Source organism: Streptomyces incanus, from assembly GCF_042656345.1.
Classification (GTDB): Bacteria; Actinomycetota; Actinomycetes; order Streptomycetales; family Streptomycetaceae; genus Streptomyces; species Streptomyces incanus.
The window spans coordinates 1-19973 of sequence record NZ_JBHSPC010000012.1; the positions used below are offsets into that span (position 1 = coordinate 1).

Annotated in this window: 22 protein-coding genes; 7 read left to right on the forward strand and 15 right to left on the reverse strand. The window is 70.6% G+C overall.

Features of this window, described 5'->3' with window-relative positions:
* Positions 1–43 precede the first annotated feature (43 nt).
* The gene (locus ACFP2V_RS03510) at positions 44–181 is read right to left on the reverse strand and encodes a hypothetical protein (RefSeq protein WP_381205158.1); all 138 of its coding nucleotides are present in this window, start codon (positions 179–181) and stop codon (positions 44–46) included.
* Positions 182–280: 99 nt separating this feature from the next.
* Between ACFP2V_RS03510 and ACFP2V_RS03515 the strand changes: the two genes are divergently transcribed.
* The 3 genes from ACFP2V_RS03515 to ACFP2V_RS03525 all read left to right on the forward strand — a co-directional run bounded on the left by ACFP2V_RS03515 (position 281) and on the right by ACFP2V_RS03525 (position 1918).
* Positions 281–1114, forward strand: a complete 834-nt coding sequence (locus ACFP2V_RS03515; protein WP_381205161.1) for a helix-turn-helix domain-containing protein — start codon at positions 281–283, stop codon at positions 1112–1114.
* Positions 1096–1311, forward strand: coding sequence for a DUF397 domain-containing protein (locus tag ACFP2V_RS03520; RefSeq protein ID WP_381205164.1), 216 nt, complete (start codon positions 1096–1098; stop codon positions 1309–1311). Before ACFP2V_RS03515 ends, ACFP2V_RS03520 begins: the two co-directional genes overlap by 19 nt.
* Before the next feature lie 322 nt (positions 1312–1633).
* Positions 1634–1918: a hypothetical protein gene (locus tag ACFP2V_RS03525; protein ID WP_055592250.1), complete on the forward strand. Its 285-nt coding sequence runs from the start codon at positions 1634–1636 to the stop codon at positions 1916–1918.
* A gap of 48 nt (positions 1919–1966) precedes the next feature.
* On the opposite strand, the gene ACFP2V_RS03530 is transcribed toward ACFP2V_RS03525, so the two are convergent.
* The 7 genes from ACFP2V_RS03530 to ACFP2V_RS03560 all read right to left on the reverse strand — a co-directional run bounded on the left by ACFP2V_RS03530 (position 1967) and on the right by ACFP2V_RS03560 (position 9279).
* A complete protein-coding gene (locus tag ACFP2V_RS03530) occupies positions 1967–2167 on the reverse strand; it encodes a helix-turn-helix domain-containing protein (RefSeq protein WP_381205167.1) in 201 nt (66 codons plus the stop codon).
* A 71-nt stretch (positions 2168–2238) separates the two neighbouring features.
* On the reverse strand, positions 2239–3624 hold the full coding sequence (locus tag ACFP2V_RS03535; protein WP_381205170.1) for a hypothetical protein: 1386 nt from the start codon (positions 3622–3624) through the stop codon (positions 2239–2241).
* An 86-nt stretch (positions 3625–3710) separates the two neighbouring features.
* Complete coding sequence (locus tag ACFP2V_RS03540) at positions 3711–4745, reverse strand: SCO2521 family protein (protein ID WP_381205173.1); 1035 nt, start codon at positions 4743–4745, stop codon at positions 3711–3713.
* A 1-nt stretch (position 4746) separates the two neighbouring features.
* Entirely contained in the window at positions 4747–5712 is a 966-nt protein-coding gene (locus ACFP2V_RS03545; RefSeq protein ID WP_381205176.1) for an SCO2522 family protein, read from the reverse strand.
* A complete protein-coding gene (locus tag ACFP2V_RS03550; RefSeq protein WP_381205179.1) occupies positions 5709–6626 on the reverse strand; it encodes an SCO2523 family variant P-loop protein in 918 nt (305 codons plus the stop codon). Before ACFP2V_RS03550 ends, ACFP2V_RS03545 begins: the two co-directional genes overlap by 4 nt.
* A 3-nt stretch (positions 6627–6629) precedes the next feature.
* A complete protein-coding gene (locus ACFP2V_RS03555; protein WP_381205181.1) occupies positions 6630–8471 on the reverse strand; it encodes an SCO2524 family protein in 1842 nt (613 codons plus the stop codon).
* Positions 8472–8526: 55 nt separating this feature from the next.
* Entirely contained in the window at positions 8527–9279 is a 753-nt protein-coding gene (locus ACFP2V_RS03560) for an SCO2525 family SAM-dependent methyltransferase (RefSeq protein ID WP_381205184.1), read from the reverse strand.
* A gap of 386 nt (positions 9280–9665) precedes the next feature.
* Here ACFP2V_RS03560 and ACFP2V_RS03565 point away from each other — a divergent pair, with 386 nt between their 5' ends.
* Positions 9666–10214, forward strand: coding sequence for a GNAT family N-acetyltransferase (locus tag ACFP2V_RS03565; RefSeq protein WP_381205568.1), 549 nt, complete (start codon positions 9666–9668; stop codon positions 10212–10214).
* A 48-nt stretch (positions 10215–10262) separates the two neighbouring features.
* Here ACFP2V_RS03565 and ACFP2V_RS03570 read toward each other — a convergent pair whose 3' ends face one another.
* Together ACFP2V_RS03570 and leuA are read right to left on the reverse strand one after the other, a co-directional pair.
* Complete coding sequence (locus ACFP2V_RS03570; RefSeq protein ID WP_381205187.1) at positions 10263–10964, reverse strand: TerB family tellurite resistance protein; 702 nt, start codon at positions 10962–10964, stop codon at positions 10263–10265.
* A 182-nt stretch (positions 10965–11146) separates the two neighbouring features.
* Entirely contained in the window at positions 11147–12868 is a 1722-nt protein-coding gene (gene leuA, locus ACFP2V_RS03575; RefSeq protein ID WP_381205191.1) for a 2-isopropylmalate synthase, read from the reverse strand.
* 351 nt (positions 12869–13219) lie between these two features.
* On the opposite strand from leuA, the gene ACFP2V_RS03580 reads away from it, so the two are divergent.
* The 3 genes from ACFP2V_RS03580 to ACFP2V_RS03590 all read left to right on the forward strand — a co-directional run bounded on the left by ACFP2V_RS03580 (position 13220) and on the right by ACFP2V_RS03590 (position 16085).
* The gene (locus ACFP2V_RS03580; protein WP_381205194.1) at positions 13220–14290 is read left to right on the forward strand and encodes a M4 family metallopeptidase; all 1071 of its coding nucleotides are present in this window, start codon (positions 13220–13222) and stop codon (positions 14288–14290) included.
* An 86-nt stretch (positions 14291–14376) separates the two neighbouring features.
* Positions 14377–14643, forward strand: a complete 267-nt coding sequence (locus ACFP2V_RS03585) for a protealysin inhibitor emfourin (RefSeq protein ID WP_381205196.1) — start codon at positions 14377–14379, stop codon at positions 14641–14643.
* Positions 14644–14753: 110 nt separating this feature from the next.
* Positions 14754–16085: a GH1 family beta-glucosidase gene (locus tag ACFP2V_RS03590; RefSeq protein WP_381205199.1), complete on the forward strand. Its 1332-nt coding sequence runs from the start codon at positions 14754–14756 to the stop codon at positions 16083–16085.
* Between the two features lie 165 nt (positions 16086–16250).
* Here the strand turns inward: ACFP2V_RS03590 and era are convergent, their stop codons facing one another.
* From era to ybeY, 5 genes are all read right to left on the reverse strand, one after another.
* Positions 16251–17204 (reverse strand): GTPase Era, encoded by a 954-nt coding sequence (era, locus tag ACFP2V_RS03595; protein WP_381205202.1) that lies wholly within the window; start codon positions 17202–17204, stop codon positions 16251–16253.
* Positions 17205–17334: 130 nt separating this feature from the next.
* Positions 17335–17688, reverse strand: coding sequence for a cytidine deaminase (locus tag ACFP2V_RS03600; protein WP_381205205.1), 354 nt, complete (start codon positions 17686–17688; stop codon positions 17335–17337).
* Between the two features lie 94 nt (positions 17689–17782).
* Positions 17783–18142 carry an MmcQ/YjbR family DNA-binding protein gene (locus tag ACFP2V_RS03605; RefSeq protein ID WP_381205208.1) on the reverse strand — a complete coding sequence of 120 codons (360 nt, stop codon included), beginning with the start codon at positions 18140–18142 and terminating at the stop codon, positions 17783–17785.
* The gene (locus ACFP2V_RS03610) at positions 18139–19479 is read right to left on the reverse strand and encodes a hemolysin family protein (protein ID WP_381205211.1); all 1341 of its coding nucleotides are present in this window, start codon (positions 19477–19479) and stop codon (positions 18139–18141) included. The genes ACFP2V_RS03605 and ACFP2V_RS03610 overlap by 4 nt, the downstream gene beginning before the upstream one ends.
* Complete coding sequence (gene ybeY, locus ACFP2V_RS03615; protein ID WP_381205214.1) at positions 19476–19973, reverse strand: rRNA maturation RNase YbeY; 498 nt, start codon at positions 19971–19973, stop codon at positions 19476–19478. The genes ACFP2V_RS03610 and ybeY overlap by 4 nt, the downstream gene beginning before the upstream one ends.

Sequence of the window (19973 nt, forward strand, 5' to 3'; positions counted from 1 at the left end):
CATCCACCACGCTGACCAGCCGCGTTGCCTTACGCCTCACGAACTACAGCTGCCGTGACGGCAGAGCAATTCCGGTCTTCGCGAGTAACGCCCGCAATTCTTTCACCACGTCCTCCGCTTCTTCGACGCAGAGCGCCGAGTGCCGTTCCTTCACCCTGGTCCCCTTCTCTTCGGCTTTCACGCTTCCCGTCCTTAAGGTGCCCTCCGGAACCTACACTCGGAAGAGTTTTGCACTCTACAAGTAACAGGCTGCACAAAGGGGTTGGGAAAGGGGTCGGCAATGGCCAACGGTTCACGCCAGGCGGCATGGGAGTTCTTCGGCACGGAACTGAGGCGACGCCGGGAGGAGTCGGGGTTCACGCAGGTGGAGCTGGGAGCGAGGGTGTTCGTTTCGGGGGGCTACATCGGCCAATTCGAACAGGCCATTCGGAAACCTCAATTGGACGTGGCTCGGCGGATCGACGAGACACTCCAAACCGACGGTATTTTCGAGCGGATGTGGCGCAAGCTCATCAAGGACCAGACGTACACGGAGTACTTTTCGCACGCAGCCGAGCTGGAGCGTCTGGCGACGGAAATCTGCGAGTACGCGCCGGCAGTGGTTCCCGGCCTCCTGCAAACGCGGGAGTACGCACGGGCGATGTTCCTGGCAGGCAACCCATTGGCCACCGACGAGTACATCGAGGAACTGATCAAGGGGCGCGTGGACAGGACTCAGATCCTCAAGGACGCCACAAGACCTGTGTATTGGGTGGTACTGCACGAGACGGTACTGCGCGCTTCCGTAGGCGGACCGGCGATCATGGCGCACCAGCTCGACCACATCGCGGCCCTGATGCGGCAGCGCACGGTGCTGTTGCAGATGCTGCCGTTCTCTGCTGGGGCACACCCAGCCATGGGCAAGATGATGTGGCTCATGGAGTTCGAAGACGCACCGCCCACGGTCTATACAGAAGGGGTGTTCTCGGGGAGCCTGCTGGACGAACCGGCACTGGTGAAGCGAATCCGTGCGTCCTACGATCACATCAGGGCCGCCGCACTGTCGCCGGAAGCGTCCCTGCCCCTGATCGAATCGGCCGCGGAGGACTACAGACGATGCGCGAGTTCCAGCTGAGCAACGCCCGCTGGCGCAAGAGCACGTACAGCGGCGGCGACGGCGGAGAAGCCTGCGTCGAGGTCGCCGACGGCTTCCCCGGCATCGTCCCCGTCCGGGACAGCAAAGTGACCGCCGGCCCCGTCCTGGTCATCGGCGCGACGGCCTGGACGGAGTTCACAGGTGCCGTCGCCGAAGGGGGCTCCGCCCGGGGATAGCCCCTGGGACAGGGGCGTGCGCGTGGTGCGCGTGGTGCGCGTGTACGACCTGTGAGAATGCTGCGCAGTTGTACGGTTACGGAGTGATTCACGCCTTAGCGGGTATACGGAGTGAAGCATGCGCATATGTCACATCCGTTCGTGCCATGGGGCGCTCCCGCATCCGCTTCTCCCAACTCCCGCTTTTCCGCTGAGCGGTTGGTCCGACCGGAGGATGACCTGGCTATGACGCCGTTGGCGTGACGTTTCGGCGGGTCTGCCCCTGTGGCGGGCTCCGGGGCGGTCTCCTATGAGGTAGAACCACGATTCTTTGGAGACCGACGTGACCGCCACCTCGTACGAGTACGGCCCCCACCACACCTACGTCGACCCGTACGCCTTCGACGGGAGCGCCTACGGCGACTTCCCGATCGCGCCGCCGCACCCGCCGGAGCGGCTGGACATCGCCATCGATCCGCAGGACCGGCGCCGGCTGGAACTCCACGCGGCCCTGACCGCCGCCGGTATCCCGCCGCTCCCCGAGGACCGCGAGGCCATCGACCGGCTCAGCGCCCTGCCCGGCAACATCAACGACACGATCCAGCGCTGGCTGCAGCACGCCCTCTGACGCGAGGCGAGCGCGGCGTACGGGAGGGCGTGGCATCCGTCCCGTCCGTCACGGCGTTCCCGGTGCGACCAGCCCCGACTCGTAGGCCACAATGACCGGCCGGGCCCGGTCGCGGGCCGCGAGCTTGCCCATGATCCGGCTGATACGGGTTTCGGCCGTGAACCGACTCAGCCCCAACGCCTCGGCGACCTCGGTATCGTCGAGCCCGCGCGACCGGCGCGAGCACCTCCCGCTCAGGTTGCTCCCCAAGGGGCGACGGGAGCATGGGCAGGGCGGAGGCAGAGCAGGGCCGCGGCGAGGATGCCGGGCGGGGCGGCGACTCAGGTGCGGTCGACCATCCAGGTGCCGTCCTCCTCGTCGTCGACCCGCACCTCCAGTTCGCGGATGCTCATACCCGCCTCCCAGAGCTTCCAGAAGCGCTTCATCTGCATCTGGACGTGGTCCTGATCCGCGATGAGCCGGGTTCTGACGTTGACGTCGCGCAGGTCCTGCTCGATCTCGAAGGACACTTCCTCGTCGTAGACGATGAAGTCGTTGGCGGTGCCGCGCTGGATGTGCGGCGGCAGTTCGGGCAGCACCGCCACCCGCACCTCGATGCGCAGCGCCTCCTGCTCGTCGCACAGCCGCAGCAGCCGGTCGTCGAGTTCCCGGGCGCTCTCCAGCAGGAACAGCCGCCGTACGGGCACCCCGTGCTCCTCGATCGCCTGCTTCTGTGCGTCGAGGTAGCGGCCGGCGGGCTCGCTGTTCCAGAACTCCCGGTCGACGGACGTACTGATGGCGCAGATCGACTGCTCCGCGACATGGGTGAGGCTGAGCATCCAGTCGTGGTTCTCCCCGTGGCTCTCCACGCTCAACCGGGTGAGCGCCGACATGTGCCCGATCACCCGCTGCATCTCCGACCGGATGAAGGAGTAGAGGAGCGGGGAGCCGGGCGCCAGGACGTCGGCGAAACGCTGGGCCAGTTCGGGGATGCCGTCCATGCGGACCCGGTCCAGCGGCGGGTAGGGCTGCGGGGACCGGTCCAGCTGGGCGAAGCGGTTCTCGACCAGCTGCTTCATGTCCTCGGTGTGCCGGCTCAGACCGGTCCGCATCTCCTCGGTGTGCCGGGTGAGACCGGTCCTCAGGGCGTCGTCGTACCGCTGGAGACCGTCCCGCACGGTGTTCTCCACCTCGGCGGCGGTCCCGGCCAGGGTGTGCTCGGCCCACCTCTCCCGTTCCCGCCTGTACCTGTCCTGCCTCTCCCGCGTCTGCCACTCCCGCGCCTCGCGGTCCGGGCCGAGGATGTACTGGACGGCCACGGCGGCACCGGCGCAGAGCGCGGCGGCGGCGAGCTGCCGCCCCGTACCGGCGTCCGGGGCCATCAGCGCGGCGACACCCCAGGCGAGGAGGCCGAGGACCAGGCCGACCAGGAGCCGGCGCTTCCCCGCGAATGCGGCCGGCCCCTGCCACTTGCCCGGCTTGTCGGGCGCGTCGCGTGCATCGGCCGCGACGGGCGCGTCGCGTGCATCGGCCGCGGCGGGCACGTCGCCTGCATCGGCCGCGGCGGGCACGTCGCCTGCATCGGCCGCGGCGGGCGCGGCGGGCGCGTCCGCCGAGGGGGGTAACGGTGGGGTGCCCGGGTCGCCCGGCGGTCCCGCCTGTGCGGGAATCGCCGTGCCGGGTTCGGGCTGGGTGCCCTCGGACTCAGGTGATGGTGCCGTGCTCATCTCGCTCTTCCCCCCGTTGGGATACGCGTCGGATCGGGGTGCGGAAATGTGCTTGGGGCCGGGTCCGGCGGTTGCCCGGTGTCCGGTCAGGGACCCATGTCCGCCTCCCGGTGGGGGGACGGGATCGCGTGCAGGGTGAGCTGGTCGCGGATGCGCTGCACGAGGGTCTGCCACTGCCGGGTGAAGCCGGGCCGTTCCTCCAGCGCGTCCCAGAGCGGCGCCAGGTCCTGTGCCACCCGGGCCCGCGGCATCCACAGGTGCAGCAGATGGTCGACGGCGGGCCGCAGCGCCCTGACCACGGCGGGAAGCTCCTCGCCCGTCCCCGGACGCTGCCTCGGCCGCTGCCGGACCGGCGGTGCTCCGGCCGCCCCGGCACCGGCCCCCAGCCGGATGCCGTCGAGGATGCGGACCACGGTGGTGAGCAGCCAGTCGTGCAGGGCGAGGTCGTCGCAGAGCCCGGCGACCCCCTCGCTGGGGGTGCCCTCGGGCACCCGGAGCCGTACCGTGCGCAGCTCGTCCTCGGCGAGGGTGAACCGCTCGATCGACGGGCCGTCGCCCGGGTCCGCGGGCAGGGCCACCCAGCGGAGCCGGGTGGGGCGGGACCTGAGGGGCGGCCGGTGGTCGAGCAGGGGGTGGCGCAGCAGTCTGGTGTGCAGTCCGTCCGCGATCAGACCGACGTCGAGATCGCCGTGCCGCCCGCCGTTCAGCACGCCCTCGGCCACCACCTCGTGGGGCAGCTTCCCGAACGGCTCGACCACGCCGGGCCGTACCAGATAGTGGCCCCACGGCCGCCGGTGGTCGGGGCCGGTGGCGGGCACCATGAAGTACGCGGAGGACTGGAGCAGGCGTCCCTCGGTGAGCACGGCCCGCGCGGCGACCGTGCCGACGGCGCGGACCCGGGCGCCGTTGGCGCTGGGCAGGGGGCAGTCGACGCCGGTGAGGGTGTCGGGCGAGCGCCCGTAGAGGTTGGGACGCTCGGAGAGGAGGACGCGTTCGTCGGCGCGCAGTCCGAGGAGCTGGGCGGCGGCCCGGCTGTCGAGGGCCTGGAGGGCCGGCAGCAGCGAGGTGCGGACCTCGCCGCAGGCGAGCACGACACGCGGTGCGGTCTTCGCCGGCCCCATGTCACGGCCCCGCGTAGAAGACGTAGGAGACGCGGTCGGCGACCGAGTCGGGGACGGTCACCTTCTCGCCGGCGGACCGGCGGGCGGCCTGGCCCAGCGCTTCGGGGTCCACCTCGGTCTGGTCGAGGATGACGCGGACGGCGTGCTCGACGGGCAGGAACCGGTTGGGCACCACCGAGCAGGTGCGGTACGCGGCGAACGGGTCCGCCCGGGGGTTGAGCCGGAGCAGCGGGGGCAGTTCGTCCCAGTCCTCGGGGAAGCCGTCGGCGGTGTGCGGCTGGGGCGTCAGGACGGCCTCTCCCTCGGTGCGCAGCAGCCCGAGGCGGGAGAGCTGCCACACCGCGGCGAGGAAGGGGCAGGACCAGGTGCGCTGCCCGTCGGGTGCGTCGCTCCAGAGCTCGACGTCCAGGAAGACGGAGTGGCGGCGGGACGCGGTCTCCTTGGGCGGCTGCCAGACGGCGGCCTCCCTCATCGCCTGCGGGGCGCGCGCGACGGGGCTGCGCTCGCCATTGGCCAGCCAGCCGGTCTGCGCGGCCGGCGGGCGCAGGCCGTAGCTGCCGGGCGGGGGTTCCTCGACGAGCCGGCCGGCCACCGCCTCCGCGACCGGCACCTTGCCGGCGACCGCGCAGCCGGACTCGCGTGCCAGGTAGTCGACGGCCAGCCCGGCCCGGTCCGCCTCCGCCAGCAGCAGCGGGACGAGTTCGGCGGGGCTGGAGAAGCGGGTGAAGTAGTCGTCGATCAGGAAGCAGGTGCTGATCCGGGGGCGCTTGCCGCCCGTCTGGGTGGCCGCCGCCGCCCGCGCCGCGTCCGCCCAGGGCCGTACCTGCGCGAAGTGCCGCCGCAGGTGCTGCGGACCGGCCTCGAAGTCCTCCATGTAGAGGTGGCCCAGCTCCAGGGAGAGATGGGACAGCGGCACCGCCTGGGTGCGCGGTTCGGCGGTGGTCTCGCGGAACACTGCGTCCGTCATGGCCGCCCCCAGCAGGAGTCGTCGGTCAGGCGTCGCGCGATCTCCTCCAGCGCCTCGAGCGTCTCCTTGTTGGCGATCTGGGTGGAGAGCACGTCCTCTTCGGTGATCAGCTGCTCGCGCCACTGCAGGACGGGTTCCAGCGGTACGGCGCCGAGCACCACGCTGTCGCCGATGCGGTGTTCCGCGGCGAGCCGGCGCAGGGCATCGTCGCAGGACTGCATCCAGGCCGCCTGGGCGGGCGAACCCTGGGCCCACAGCGGTGAGTCGGGGTCGGGCACGGCGGCCCGGACGAACCGGATGGCGCCGCGCAGGGCCTCCTCGTCGTGCCCGCGGTCGACGCCGCCCCTGATGATGCCGTGTTCCTTGTGGACCAGCCCGGCGGCGGCGATCACGTGCTGCCGGGTCCAGCGGTGGAAGACGAGCCAGCGGAAGGGGACGTAGCGCATCCGGGGGTGGGCGGTCGCCGCCAGGACCATGTCCACGGCGTAGCTGCGCCCGGCGCTGAGGTCCACCACGGTCAGGTCGAACTCGCCGTTCAGCCTGAGCAGGAGGTCGACGCACCGGTCGAGGGTCTCCTCGCCGGTGACGAACTCGCCGCCGCCGGCGTCGCCGGGGAACAGGGCCAGGCGGCCGGACTGGTTCGGCCGGGCGTGCAGCTGGGGGTGCTCGGTCTGCCGCCAGACGTCGATCCTGGCCGGTTCCGTGACCTCGCCCTCCAGGTAGGAGTGCAGGCCCCGCTCCGCGATGCCGCGCATCGCGCTCGGTACGTCGAAGACGGCGGCGGCCGTGGGCGAGCCGAAGTCGAAGTCCACGTACGCCACGTGGTCACCGGTGAGGGCGCGCTGATAGGCCAGGTTGGCGCTGGTGACCGAACGGCCCGTGCCCCCCTTGTCGGAGGCGGCGAAGACGAGCACGGCTCACATCTCCTCTGTGGCGGCACCGCGGGCCTGGGCCAGGGTGTCGAGCTCCTGGAGCACGGGCAGGGCGAGTGCGAACGCGGTGGCGGGCCGCTCGTCGACCAGGTCGCGGGCATGGTCCAGGCGGCTCTCGATGCTTCGCATGGCCCGTCCCCGGCTGCCGTCGGCGGTGGCGGAGGCCTCCAGCTGTTCCTTGCCGAACAGGTGGGCGGCCTCGCTGAGCAGTTCGCGGGCCAGCTCGGCGAGTTCGGGGCTGCGGATGGGCTGCTGCTCGTACAGGCTGCGGGCGGCGACCAGGCACTCGGTGATGCGCTCGGTGATGCTCCAGGAGAGGCGCAGGCCGATGGACGCGTCCGGGAAGACGGCTGCCGCGTTGTCCCAGAGGCCGGCTCCGTCGCCCTCCTCGATCCGCCGGTCCCACAGGTGCTCGAACGCCTGCTCGCCCAGGCGGATCAGGCGGTCCTGTGCCTCGATGTTCCGGGAGAGTGCCGCGAGCTGGATGATCCGCTTGAGCAGTTGGGCGGAGAAGTCGGTCATCCGCCACTCCAGCGGCGCGCCGGACCGCTCGGACCCGGCGAGCGGCATGGTGACCCCCGGGTGGTGCAGCCGGACGGTGGGGTCGTTCCTGGTCATCCGGCTGGTGACGCGGCCCCGGTCGGCGAGGCGTTCCATGATGGCGACGGTGCGGGTGAGGTCGTCGTCGGTCGCCTTCCGGCGGATCAGGTCGTGGACGAGGATGGCCGCCACGGTGAGGGAGAAGTACTCCGACTCCAGCCGCAGACCGGTGGTCTGCCAGGGGAGGTCCTCCAGGGGCCAGCGCTCGGTGCCGAAGCGGGCGATGGCCGACCAGTACTGCTGGCTGAGTTCCCAGCGCAGGCGTAACGCCTCGGCGAGCTTCTGCTGGTCCTCGTCGAGCAGCCCCAGGGTGAGGGTGCGCTCGGAGAACAGGTCCTGGATGCCGTCCAGGGCGACGACGGTGAAGTACACGTAGGGCAGCCGGTCGGCGATGCCGTCGGGCTGGCCGTTGACCGGGACGTCCAGGTCGACGACGGCCGGCGCGTCCTTCACCACGCCCCAGGCCCAGCCGCACTCGAAGAGCTGGCTCTCGTCCCGGATGCTCTCGTCGACCTCGATGCCGCGGCTGAGGCTTTCGATGATCGTGGCGCGCAGCGGGCGGAATCTGCGGGAGAACTGCTGGAGCACGGCCCGGTCGGACTGCTTGTTCTGCCCGATGACCTGGATCAGCCGCCGGCCCTGCTCGGACTCGGCGTCGAAGACGTTGACGGTGAAGGAGCGCAGCAGGCTGACCATCGCGGCGGTCAGCCGGGCATTGGTGGCGTCTCTCAGTTCACCGAGCGACTTGCGCACCTCGGGCCGGGTGGTGTTCTCCTCGTAGACCTTGAGGAACCCCAGGGCGGCCAGGCACAGCGTGACGGACATGGAGTAGGCGTCGACGACGCCCAACTGGGTTTGTTCGTGGGTGAGTTTCTGCTTCGGGTCGGCCGGCCTGAAGTAGTGCCCGCCGGAGAAGGTGGGGCTGTCGTCCGGCCCGGTGTGGGTGCGCATGAACTGGGACAGGACGGTGATCAGGTTGGGCGGGATCTCGAGCCGGCTGCCGACCCGCTCGAGCGCGCGCAGGACGTCCCGCTCGGTGGTGTCCGGTTGGTCGAGACGGAACGCGGGGACCTCGGTGGCGGGGTACAGCAGGCAGAGCAGCCGCTCCGCGTCCGCGACGGCACTCAGCCCGTCGGTGTCCCCCCAGACGAGCTTTCCGTCGTCGAACGAATGGCGGGCCGCGGCCCGCCAGATGTCCAGCAGATGCTGCCGTGGCTTGATCTGCATCCCCGCACCCCTCGTACAGATCTGGTTGCCCTGTGTTCAGACATGGTCCCCGTTCCTAGGGGACCGCAATCTCCGAATTGCGCCGTCCCAGGGCAAGGATGATTCCCTCGTGACCCGTCCGTACCATGTGGTGCAGATCGTGGATCTCCAGCTCGGAGGTGAAGGCCTCCAGGCTCTCGCGGACCCGGTCCTCATTCACCCGGTAGGCGGGATAGCGGTGTTCGCCGACCTGGTAGCCGACCGACTCCTTCATGAACGCGGCGGCGAAGGGAGCCCCTTCGGTCAGCGCGTCCATGAAGCACCGTACGCCCCGCAGGAATTCGTCGGGGCACTCGGACATCGAGTCCGCGACGAAGAACATCGTCCCGATGTCCCAGCGCCGCTGTCCGTCGAGGTCGAGCAGGTTGGCCCGCTCCACACGGACGATCTCGCCGAACCGGGCCTTCGGTTCGACGGCGGCGTAGGCGGGGGCTTCGCCCAGCTCGTCCCAGAACGCGTCCCAGGCCTCGTCGTAGCCCTTGGGGGAGGTCTGCCGCTCCAGGTACTCGACGTTCGGCTGCGCGTACTCGAGCAGGACGATCTTCTCGCACCACGGGAGCATGGCCAGGCCCGGGTACAGGTTCGCGCCGGCTCCGACGTCGACACCGCGCATCGAGTCCGGGACGCCCCGGGCGAAGCAGCCGCTGAAGTAGTCGCGCATCAAACGCACGATCAGCAGGTCGACTTCGAGCGGGGTGCGGTAGTTGAGGTCGACGTACACCTCGGGATCGAACTGCGCCCACGGCGCGTCGGCGTTGCGATCCATCATCACCCTGTCGTTTCCCAATTCAGTGTCGGACAAGACTCCGTGCTCTGTACGCATGTCCTCGTGGACATCGGCAGGTGAAACAGCATCTTCCGATACCCGCACGGTAAACCGACACGAAACACGCAGAGAAGCTGGGAAATGAGCCAGTCCAGGGCGAACAGGCGCACGACAGGCGCACGTCAGCACTTCACCGACAAACTTGAACTCGCCATTGCACGCAGTGAGTTGGGGGCTCACTGTAGCGAGGTGAAGCCGCCGGCCGCCACCGGAGCCCTCATCCTCACGGGTGAATCTCCTCAGAGCTGTCGGTGTTGACGGCTGCGCGTTCGTATGCCGTCCACATGTCCGACATCCCGAACGTTCCGCACGTCCCGACTGGGGGTGGCATGACCGCCGAGCCGCTGGAGCACGCCCTGGACCGCCGCGGGTATCTCAGGGAACCGGACCCGTTCCCCGACCCACGGCCCCTGGTCCTGCGGACGGCACAGGAGTCCGACCTGCCCGAGCTCCGGCGGCTCGACGAGGCGGTCTTCCAGGAGGTCGCGTACCCCGCGTTCCTGTTCCGCCAGCTCTACGAGATGTACGCCGAGCACCTCCTGGTCCTCGACGACGGCGAGGGGCGCCTGCACGGCTACGTCCTGGCCGGGACCACGGCGCTCAGCCGGGAGAGCTGGGTCCTCGGCCTGTGCGTGGCCGAGGAGCGCCGCCGCCACGGACTGGGCCGGGAGCTGATGGTGGCGGTCCTGGCACGGCTGCGCGACAGCGGCATCGAACAGGTCCGCCTGACGGTGGAACCCGCCAACCGCGCGGCCGTCCTGCTCTACCGGTCCCTGGGATTCTGTCCCGAGCAGCCCGGCGCGGGGCTGCGCCGGGACTACTTCGGCCCCGGCCAGGACCGTCTGATCATGCACCTCGCACTCACCGGATCCCACTGATCCGGGAGCCGGGCCGACCCCCGGGAGGGCCAGGACTCCCGGGGAAGGTCAGGACGGCGTCCGTGCCGCCGTCAGCAGGCGGGTCACGTCGGTCGCGCAGAGGGTGAGGGCGGCGCCGACGGTGGACAGCGTGTCGCGTTCGGCGGGGGTGTAGGGGCCGTCGGCGAGGGCGATGCGGGCCCCCTGGAGGAGGATCGATTCGCGGCCCGGGGCGGCGAGGTGCGGGGCCAGCGGGTCCAGGGCCTCGTGCAGTTCGATGGCGAGGCCCGCCGCGCAGGGCTCGCCGGTGAAGCGGCCGGTGTCGGCGGCCAGCGCCTCGACGAGGGCCGCCAGCTGGTCCTGGGTGCAGTCGTCGAAGCCGGCCGCGCGGACGGCGGTCACGGCGGTCTCCAGGGAGGCGCGCGCGCAGGTGCCGCCCGCGGCCAGCACCGCGAGGGCGACGGTGTGCACGGCGTCGCGGAGCATCGCGGAGAAGCGGGTGGTGGTGGGGTGGTCCAGGATGTCGGTGCCGAAGTGGCCGCGGCAGGCGGCGCATTCGACGACCGGGCCGGTCGTACCGCGGGGCAGCAGGGGCACGCCGAGGAGGGCGAAGCGGCGCCGTCCGGTCAGCCGCCGGTAGTTGCGGTCGCCGCCGCAGCCGGGGCAGAAGAACTCACCGTCGCCGACGGCCGTCCACGCGGTCCGGATGCCCAGCAGGCGCGAAAGTCTGGCGACAGCGGCACGGCCGTCGGGTCCCCGTCCTGGCAGCACGTCGCACCTCCGCATCACCCGGCTTCATCGCCGTGCCCCGTGATGTTAGCCACATCGGCGAGGCTGAGTCAGCACCTCGGACGAGACCTTTCCGTGACCTCTGCCGAATGTGGCCGGTAAATGACGGAGCCCCGCCCGCCGGAAGTGGCGGGCGGGGCCGTCGAACCCCTCGAAACGGCTGTTCAGCGGGTTGCCCGGTTGACGGCCGAGACGACCGCCTTCAGCGAGGCGCGGGTGGTGTTCGCGTCGATTCCGATGCCCCACAGAACCTTGTCGCCGACGGCGCACTCGATGTACGAGGCGGCCTGCGCGGAGGCACCCTCGCTCATCGTGTGCTCCTGGTAGTCGAGCAGGCGCACATCGATGCCGACGGACTGCAGGGCGTCGAAGAACGCGGAGATCGGTCCGTTGCCGCTGCCGGTCAGCACGGTGTCGACGCCGTCGACGGCGGCCTCGACGGTGAGCGTGTCGACGTCGTCCCGGTCGGTGGTGGACTGGCCCTTCTTGACCTGGATACGACCCCAGGGGTTGTCCGGGTTGGGCAGGTACTCGTCCTGGAACACCGACCAGATGTCGGCCGGGGTGACCTCACCGCCCTCGGCGTCCGTCTTGGCCTGGATGATCTTCGAGAACTCGATCTGCATCCGGCGGGGCAGGTCCAGCTTGTGGTCGTTCTTCAGGACGTAGGCGATACCGCCCTTGCCGGACTGCGAGTTGACGCGGATGACGGCCTCGTAGGAGCGGCCGACGTCCTTGGGGTCGATGGGCAGGTACGGCACCGCCCACTCAAGGTCGTCGACGGTGACGCCCTTGGCCTTCGCGTCGGCCTCCATGGCGTCGAAGCCCTTCTTGATGGCGTCCTGGTGGGAGCCGGAGAAGGACGTGTAGACCAGGTCGCCCACGTACGGGTGGCGCGGGTGGACGTCCATCTGGTTGCAGTACTCCCACGTACGACGGATCTCGTCGATGTCGGAGAAGTCAATCTGCGGGTCGACACCCTGGGAGAACAGGTTCATGCCCAGGGTGACCAGGTCGACGTTGCCGGTGCGCTCGCCCTGCCCGAACAGACAGCCCTCGACGCGGTCGGCGCCGGCCATCAGGGACAGCTCGGCGGCGGCCACGGCCGTACCGCGGTCGTTGTGCGGGTGGATGGACAGGCAGACGTGCTCGCGGCGGGACAGGTTGCGGCCCATCCACTCGAAGCGGTCGGCGTGCGTGGACGGCGTGGATCGCTCCACCGTGGCCGGCAGGTTCAGGATGATCTCGCGGCCCGGACCCGGCTGGTAGACGTCCATCACCGCCTCGCAGACCTCCAGCGCGAAGTCCAGCTCGGTGTCGGTGAAGATCTCGGGGCTGTACTGGTAGCCGAAGCGCGTCTCGGGGTCCAGCAGCTTCTCCGCGTACTCCACGACCAGGCGGGTGCCGTCGACGGCGATCTGCTTGATCTCGTCCTTGGAACCGCGGAAGACGACCCGGCGGAAGACCGGCGCGGTCGCGTTGTACAGGTGCACGGTGGCCCGGTGGGCGCCCTTCAGGGATTCGACCGTCCGCTCGATCAGGTCCTCGCGGGCCTGGGTCAGTACGGAGATCGTGACGTCCTCGGGGATCGCGCCCTCTTCCTCGATGATCGAGCGCACGAAGTCGAAGTCGGTCTGGCCGGAGGCGGGGAAGCCGACCTCGATCTCCTTGTAGCCCATCGAGACCAGCAGATCGAACATCGCGCGCTTGCGGGCGGGCGACATGGGGTCGATCAGGGACTGGTTGCCGTCGCGCAGATCGGTGGAGAGCCAGCGGGGGGCGGTGGTGATCCGCTTTTGCGGCCAGGTGCGGTCGGGGATGTCGACCTGCTCGTAGCGGCCGTACTTGTGGATCGGCATGGGGCTGGACTGCTGGCGGTTCGCCATGGGGCGTGGGCTCCTCGATGGTCTGCGGTCATCCGGTGGGATCCGGAAGGGACGGCCGACGGCGCAGCACCGAACTCCGCGGGGAGGGGGTCGGCCTCGACTACAGGCCCTCGCCGCGGCAGCTAAGGAGGAGCAGCCCGATACGCATGATGCTGCGCAGCCTAACCGAGACGCACTCCCGCGGGAGGGTCCGTATCAGTATGCGGGACCAGAGGGAGGAACAGGACAAAAAGTGCCGTATACCACTCGGAGGTGTCCCAATACGGGGATTGGCGGCATGTTTCATCCATCGCGGTCGAGGTTTTGGTTGCCGATAGTGACATTTACGTGACACAGTGCAAGGGTGCGGGCATGACGACCAACGGGGGCTTCGAGCCCGTCTTCTGCACCATCGTCCCGCCGCACGTCCTGGACCGGCTCGCGCAGGCCGAGGACCCCGCGCTCGCCGGCCCCGCCCGCCGCACCCTCCAGCGCGACGCCTACGAGCGCACCCAGCGCCGCCTGACCACCGTGGTCGGTGCCGCGGCCGTCGCGCCCCTCGCCGGGGCCGAGCCGGGCAAGCCGCACCGGACGATCCACGACGCCCGGCACCGCACCGTGCTGCCGGGGGCGAAGGTCCGCGGGGAGGGCGCGGAGTCCGGCAAGGACGCCACCGTCAACCGCGCCTACGCGGGCCTCGGCGCCACCTTCGAGCTCTTCCTGAAGGCCTTCTCCCGCGACTCGATCGACGGCTCGGGCCTGCCCCTGGTCGCGACCGTGCACTACGAACGCGACTACAACAACGCCTTCTGGAACGGCGAGCAGATGGTGTTCGGCGACGGGGACGGTGAGATCTTCCTCGACTTCACCCTCCCCGTCGACGTCATCGGCCACGAACTCGCGCACGGCGTCACGCAGTACACCGCCAACCTGGCCTACTTCGGCCAGTCCGGCGCGCTCAACGAGTCGGTGTCGGACGTCTTCGGCTCCCTCATCAAGCAGTACACGCTGGGCCAGACCGCCGCCGACGCCGACTGGCTGATCGGCGCCGGGCTGCTCGCCCCGCGGGTGACGGGGGTGGCGCTGCGCTCGATGAAGGAGCCGGGCACGGCGTACGACGACGACGTCCTCGGCAAGGACCCGCAGCCCGCGACGATGGACGACTACGTCCGCACCGGCCGGGACAACGGCGGCGTCCACATCAACTCCGGCATCCCCAACCACGCCTTCTACCTGGTGGCCACCGCCCTCGGCGGGAACGCCTGGGAGCGGGCGGGGCAGGTCTGGTACGACGTGCTGACCGGCGGCGAGCTGGTGGCGGACGCGCAGTTCAAGGACTTCGCGACGCTGACGGTGAAGGCGGCGCGGGAGCGGTTCGGCGAGGGCGAGGAGCTGCTGGCGGTGTCGAAGGCGTGGGAGCGGGTGGGGGTGGGGGTGCTGTGACGCCGGGGTGGCCCGGAGTGCCGCCGGGAGCGCCCGGAGTACCGCCGGGGTGGGCGGCACGCCCGTCCTCGTACTAGACAGGGACCATGCGAATTCAGGTGCGGCGTACGGGTGGCTTCGCGGGGATCGAGCGGCAGGCCGAGGTGGACACCTCGGGCCGGGCCGACGCCGGCGAGTGGCACACCCTGGCCGAACGAGCCGTCACCGCCGGCCGGGGCACACCACCGGCCGGGGTCCCGGACGGCTTCAGCTACCGGATCACGGTGGACGGGAGGTCGGTGTACTGCGCCGACCCCCGGCTGACCGAGGAACAGCGCACGCTGATCAGCAGAGTGCTCAAGGAGGGTGCGTAACCGCCCGTTCGGGTAAGGCTGTTGGCCGTCGGCGCCCGCGCGGGCACCGGCGGTCCCGTTTCCCGCAGGGGCGTTGACTTCCCTCGCCGCCGGTGCGGATGATCCACCCCATGGCGACGACGAACCCGGTCCCCCGCTTCCCGGACGGCTTCCTGTGGGGCGTGTCGACCTCGGCGCACCAGATCGAGGGCGCGGTGGACGAACGCGAACCGTCCGTGTGGGACGTGTTCACGGCCGAGCCGGGCCGGGTGCGGGACGGTTCGACGGCGGCGGTGGCCTGCGATCATGTGCACCGGCACCGCGAGGACGTGGCGCTCCTGTCCGGCCTGGGCGTGGACGCGTACCGCTTCTCCGTCTCCTGGCCCCGGGTGCGTGCGCGGGGCGGCCTGGACTTCTACGACCGCTTGGTCGACGACCTGTGTGCGGCGGGCGTACGGCCGGTGCCGACGTTGTTCCACTGGGATCTGCCGGCCGGTCTGGACTGGCTGGAACGCGGCACTGCGGAGCGGTTCGCGGAGTACGTCGGCGAGGTCGCCGGCCGGCTCGGCGACCGCGTGGAGCGCTGGATCACCCTCAACGAACCCGCCGAACACACCCTGCTCGGCCATGCGCTGGGCGTCCACGCCCCCGGCCGAAGGCTGCTCTTCGACGCGTTGCCGGTGGCGCACCACCAGCTCCTCGCGCACGGGCTGGCGGTACGCGCCCTGCGCGCGGCCGGCGCCGGTGGCATCGGGATCGCCAACTCCCACGGCCCGACCTGGCCGGCCTCCCCCGACCCGGCGGACGTGGCGGCGGCGGACTTCTACGACACGCTCCTGAACCGTCTGTTCGCCGACCCCGTGCTGCTCGGCCGTTACCCGGACGGCCTCGGCGACCTGATGCCGGGCGACGTCGAGGCGGACCTGAGGATCATCGCGGAGCCGATCGACTGGTACGGCGTCAACTACTACGCGCCGACCCGGGTGGGCGCCCCTCAGGGGACGGAGATCGACTTCGGCGGTGTCCGGATGCCGGCCGATCTCCCCTTCTCCGTAAGGGAGATCGAGGGGTACCCGGTGACGGACTTCGGCTGGCCGGTGGTCCCGGAGGCCCTGACCGAACTCCTCACCACCTTCCACGCCCGCTACGGCGACCGGCTCCCCCCGGTCGTCATCACCGAGAACGGCTGCTCCTACGAGGGCGTCGACGACCAGGCCCGCATCACCTACCTCGACGGCCACATCCATGCCCTGCACCGGGCGCTGGAGGCGGGCGTGGACGTACGCGGCTACTTCGTGTGGTCCCTGATGGACAACTTCGAGTGGGCGGAGGGCCATACCCGCCGCTTCGGTCTGGTCCACGTGGACTTCGAGACCCAGCGGCGCACCCCGAAGTCGTCCTACGGCTGGCTGCGCGAGGTGCTGAGCGAGCAGCGCCGGCGCCGGAACCCGTCCGGCACCTGATCCCGCCCCGGCCCCGACGTCAGAACCCCGGGCGGCGCAACCGCTTCGGATCCCGCGGCCAGTCCTCGGCACCCTTGGCCTGAAGATCGAGACCGCACCACCATGCGGCTACCGCCGCGCGGCAGAGGCCCCGAACACCGCCTCGCCCCGCACACCCACCCCGCGTCAGAACCCCAGACGACGCAACTGCTTCGGATCCCGCTGCCAGTCCTTGGCGACCTTGACGTGAAGGTCGAGGAAGACGGGGGTGCCGAGCAGTGCCTCGATCTGCTTGCGCGACTTGATGCCGACGTCCTTCAGGCGCTTGCCCTTGGGGCCGATGACGATGCCCTTCTGGCTGGTGCGCTCGATGTAGAGGTTGGCGTGGATGTCGAGCAGGGGCTTGTCGGCGGGGCGGTCCTCGCGGGGCAGCATCTCCTCCACGACCACGGCGATGGAGTGCGGCAGTTCGTCGCGGACGCCCTCCAGGGCGGCCTCGCGGATCAGCTCGGCCACCATGACCAGCTCGGGCTCGTCGGTCAGGTCGCCCTCGGGGTAGAGGGCGGGGCCCTCGGGCATCAGCGGGACGAGGAGGTCGGCCAGCAGGTCGACCTGCTGGTTCGCGGTCGCCGACACCGGGACGATCTCCGCCCAGGTGATCCCGAGCTCCTTGCCCAGCAGGTCGACGGCGATCAGCTGCTCGGCGAGCGCCCTGCCGTCCACCAGGTCGGTCTTGGTGACGATGGCGACCTTCGGGGTCTTTCTGATCCCGGCCAGTTCCTTGGCGATGAAGCGGTCGCCGGGGCCGATCTTCTGGTCCGCGGGGATGCAGAAGCCGATCGCGTCGACCTCGGCCCAGGTGGTGCGGACCACGTCGTTCAGCCGCTCGCCGAGCAGCGTGCGCGGCTTGTGCAGGCCGGGGGTGTCGACGAGGATCAGCTGCGCCTCGGGGCGGTGGACGATACCCCGCACGGTGTGCCGGGTCGTCTGCGGCCGGTTGGAGGTGATCGCCACCTTCTGCCCGACCAGAGCGTTCGTGAGGGTGGACTTGCCCGCATTGGGGCGGCCCACGAAGCAGGCGAAGCCGGCCCGGTGGACTGCCTCGGCAGGCTGCTCGGATGACTGGGTACGAACACTCATGCCGCCCATTCTCCCTGATCCCCGGAGCCCCGCCGTACCACCCGCCTGCGACGGACGCCGAGGACCGGCCCCGGGCCGCCCCGCGCGTCCGGCCGCCGCGGGGCGGACACCCCAGGGGGCCCGCCCGGGGTCATCCCGCGGTCGACGTCTCCCGGACCGTCCCGTCCGGTGCGGCCAGGAGCACCGGGGTCCCGGGGCCGCCGAGGTCCCGCACCGCCGCGCGGTCCGTGTCCGGCACCGAACCGGCGTCGGTCACCACGGCCGCCGCCTCCAGCGACTTCGCCCCGGACGCCACCGCCATCGCCACCGCCGTCTGCAGGGCGGTCAGCTTCAGGGAGTCCAGGGCCACGGTCCCGGCGACGTAGGTCCGGCCGTTCTCGTCCCGTACGGCGGCCCCCTCGGGCACACCGTTGCGGGCCCGCGCGGAACGGGCCAGGGTGACGATCTTGAGGTCCTCGGGGTCGAGCGCGCTGCTGTCGGTCATGGCCCCGAGCATACGGAGCGCGGCCCCGGGGACATGCCCCAGGGCCGCTCGCCGCGCCGCGCCGCGGAACCGCGCCTCAGCCGGCCTCGGCGCCTCACGGGCGGTCGAGGCGGAGGCGTTCGGCGCGCGGCAGGCCGGCGACGACCAGGTCGTAGGAGTCCTCGATCAGCTCGCGGACCAGCCGGTCCGGGAGGCCGCCGTCGACGGTCACCGTGTTCCAGTGCCGCTTGTTCATGTGCCAGCCGGGGACGATCAGGCCGGGGTGCCCGGCACGGAGCCGGACCGCTTCCTCCGGATCGCACTTGAGGTTGGCTTTCAGGGGCCGCGCGTCCAGGTTCGTCAGGGCGAAGAGCTTGCCCCCGACCTTGAAGACCGAGGTCTCCGGGTCGAAGGGGAAGTCCTCCACGGCCGCGTCGAAGGAGAGGCATAGTGCGCGCAGTTCCGCCGGAGTCATGCCGACCGCTCCTCCTCTTCTTCCTCCTCGCCCCGGGACGGGTCGATCGACTCCCCCGGGTCTCCGGGGCCGACCGGCTCCACCAGCACGGTGACGATCTTGTTCCGGCGGCCGGCCGCCGCCTCCGCCGTCAGCCGCAGCCGGCGCTCGTCGGGGAGGTCGACCACCGCGGACGCGCCCGCGATCGGTACCCGGCCGAGCCGCTTGGCGAGCAGTCCGCCGACGGTCTCCACGTCCTCGTCGTCGTACTCCTCCAGGCCGTACAGCTCGCCGAGGTCGGTGATGTCGAGGCGGGCGGTGACCCGGTAGCGCTCCTCGTCCAGTTTCTCCACCGGCGCGGTCTCACGGTCGTACTCGTCGGTGATCTCGCCGACGATCTCCTCGAGGATGTCCTCGATGGTGACGATGCCGGCGGTGCCGCCGTACTCGTCGATGACGACGGCGACGTGGTTGCGTTCCTTCTGCATCTCGCGCAGCAGGTCACCGGCGTTCTTGGTGTCGGGCACGAAGTACGCGGGCCGCATCGCCGTGGACACCAGCTCGCTCTCCGCGTCCCGGCTGATGTGCGTCTTGCGGGCCAGGTCCTTCAGGTACACGATGCCGACGATGTCGTCCTCGCTCTCGCCGGTCACCGGCATCCGGGAGAAACCGGAGCGCAGGGCGAGGGTGAGGGTCTGCCGGATGGTCTTGTAGCGCTCGATCACCACCAGGTCCGTACGCGGGACCATGACCTCACGCACCAGGGTGTCGCCCAGTTCGAAGACGGAGTGCACCATGCGGCGTTCCTCGTCCTCGATCAGCGACTCCTGCTCGGCGAGGTCGACCAGCGCGCGCAGTTCCGCCTCCGAGGCGAAGGGGCCGCGCCGGAAACCCTTGCCGGGGGTGAGCGCGTTGCCGATGAGGATCAGCAGACTCGGGACCGGGCCCATGATCCGGGCGAGCGGCAGCAGGACGTACGCCGCGGCCGTGGCCGTGTTCACGGGGTGCTGGCGGCCGATGGTGCGCGGTGAGACACCGACGGCGACGTAGGAGACGAGGACCATGACCGCGATGGCGATCAGCAGGGCCTTGGCGGTGCCGTCGAACGTGCGCAGGCAGGCGTAGGTGACCAGCGCGGCGGCGGCCATCTCGCAGCCGACGCGGACCAGCAGCGCCACGTTGAGATAGCGGGTGGGGTCGGCGGCGATCCTGGCCAGCCTCGCGCTGCCCCGGCGGCCGGAGCGCGCGGCCTCCTCGGCCCGGAAGGTGGAGATCCGGGCGATGCCCGCCTCCGCGCAGGCGAACAGCCAGGCGACGACGACCAGGGCGATCGCGCCGAGGACGAGGTACGGAATCATGACACGGTCGGGGCGGGGGACGGGCCGCTGATGCCCTTCTCCTCGCGCCAGCCGTCGACGATGGCGGCCTGGAGGCCGAACATCTCGGCCTTCTCGTCGGGCTCCTCGTGGTCGAAGCCCAGCAGGTGCAGCACACCGTGGACGGTGAGCAGTTGGAGCTCCTCGTCCATGGTGTGCTGCGTCGGCGCCTCGACGCCCTGCCTGGCGGCGACCTCGGGGCACAGCACGATGTCACCGAGCAGCCCCTGCGGGGGTTCGGCCTCGTCCTTCGCGGGCGGCCGCAGCTCGTCCATCGGGAACGACATGACGTCCGTCGGGCCTGGCAGGTCCATCCACTGGATGTGGAGCTCTTCCATGGCGGCGGCGTCCACCACGATCACCGAGAGCTCGGAGAGCGGGTGGATGCGCATGCGCGCGAGTGCGTAGCGGGCGATGTCGAGGATCGCCTGCTCGTCGACCTCGGTTCCGGACTCGTTGTTGACGTCGATCGACAT

Excerpts from the sequence above, each read along its gene's own strand:
- ACFP2V_RS03515 (WP_381205161.1), top strand. The coding sequence starts at position 281 with ATGGCCAACGGTTCACGCCAGGCGGCATGGGAGTTCTTCGGCACGGAA.
- ACFP2V_RS03520 (WP_381205164.1), top strand. The coding sequence starts at position 1,096 with ATGCGCGAGTTCCAGCTGAGCAACGCCCGCTGGCGCAAGAGCACGTAC.
- ACFP2V_RS03535 (WP_381205170.1), bottom strand. The coding sequence starts at position 3,624 with ATGAGCACGGCACCATCACCTGAGTCCGAGGGCACCCAGCCCGAACCC.
- ACFP2V_RS03540 (WP_381205173.1), bottom strand. The coding sequence starts at position 4,745 with ATGGGGCCGGCGAAGACCGCACCGCGTGTCGTGCTCGCCTGCGGCGAG.
- ACFP2V_RS03545 (WP_381205176.1), bottom strand. The coding sequence starts at position 5,712 with ATGACGGACGCAGTGTTCCGCGAGACCACCGCCGAACCGCGCACCCAG.
- ACFP2V_RS03555 (WP_381205181.1), bottom strand. The coding sequence starts at position 8,471 with ATGCAGATCAAGCCACGGCAGCATCTGCTGGACATCTGGCGGGCCGCG.
- ACFP2V_RS03560 (WP_381205184.1), bottom strand. The coding sequence starts at position 9,279 with ATGATGGATCGCAACGCCGACGCGCCGTGGGCGCAGTTCGATCCCGAG.
- ACFP2V_RS03565 (WP_381205568.1), top strand. The coding sequence starts at position 9,666 with ATGACCGCCGAGCCGCTGGAGCACGCCCTGGACCGCCGCGGGTATCTC.
- leuA (WP_381205191.1), bottom strand. The coding sequence starts at position 12,868 with ATGGCGAACCGCCAGCAGTCCAGCCCCATGCCGATCCACAAGTACGGC.
- ACFP2V_RS03580 (WP_381205194.1), top strand. The coding sequence starts at position 13,220 with ATGACGACCAACGGGGGCTTCGAGCCCGTCTTCTGCACCATCGTCCCG.
- ACFP2V_RS03585 (WP_381205196.1), top strand. The coding sequence starts at position 14,377 with ATGCGAATTCAGGTGCGGCGTACGGGTGGCTTCGCGGGGATCGAGCGG.
- ACFP2V_RS03590 (WP_381205199.1), top strand. The coding sequence starts at position 14,754 with ATGGCGACGACGAACCCGGTCCCCCGCTTCCCGGACGGCTTCCTGTGG.
- era (WP_381205202.1), bottom strand. The coding sequence starts at position 17,204 with ATGAGTGTTCGTACCCAGTCATCCGAGCAGCCTGCCGAGGCAGTCCAC.
- ACFP2V_RS03600 (WP_381205205.1), bottom strand. The coding sequence starts at position 17,688 with ATGACCGACAGCAGCGCGCTCGACCCCGAGGACCTCAAGATCGTCACC.
- ACFP2V_RS03605 (WP_381205208.1), bottom strand. The coding sequence starts at position 18,142 with ATGACTCCGGCGGAACTGCGCGCACTATGCCTCTCCTTCGACGCGGCC.
- ACFP2V_RS03610 (WP_381205211.1), bottom strand. The coding sequence starts at position 19,479 with ATGATTCCGTACCTCGTCCTCGGCGCGATCGCCCTGGTCGTCGTCGCC.
- ybeY (WP_381205214.1), bottom strand. The coding sequence starts at position 19,973 with ATGTCGATCGACGTCAACAACGAGTCCGGAACCGAGGTCGACGAGCAG.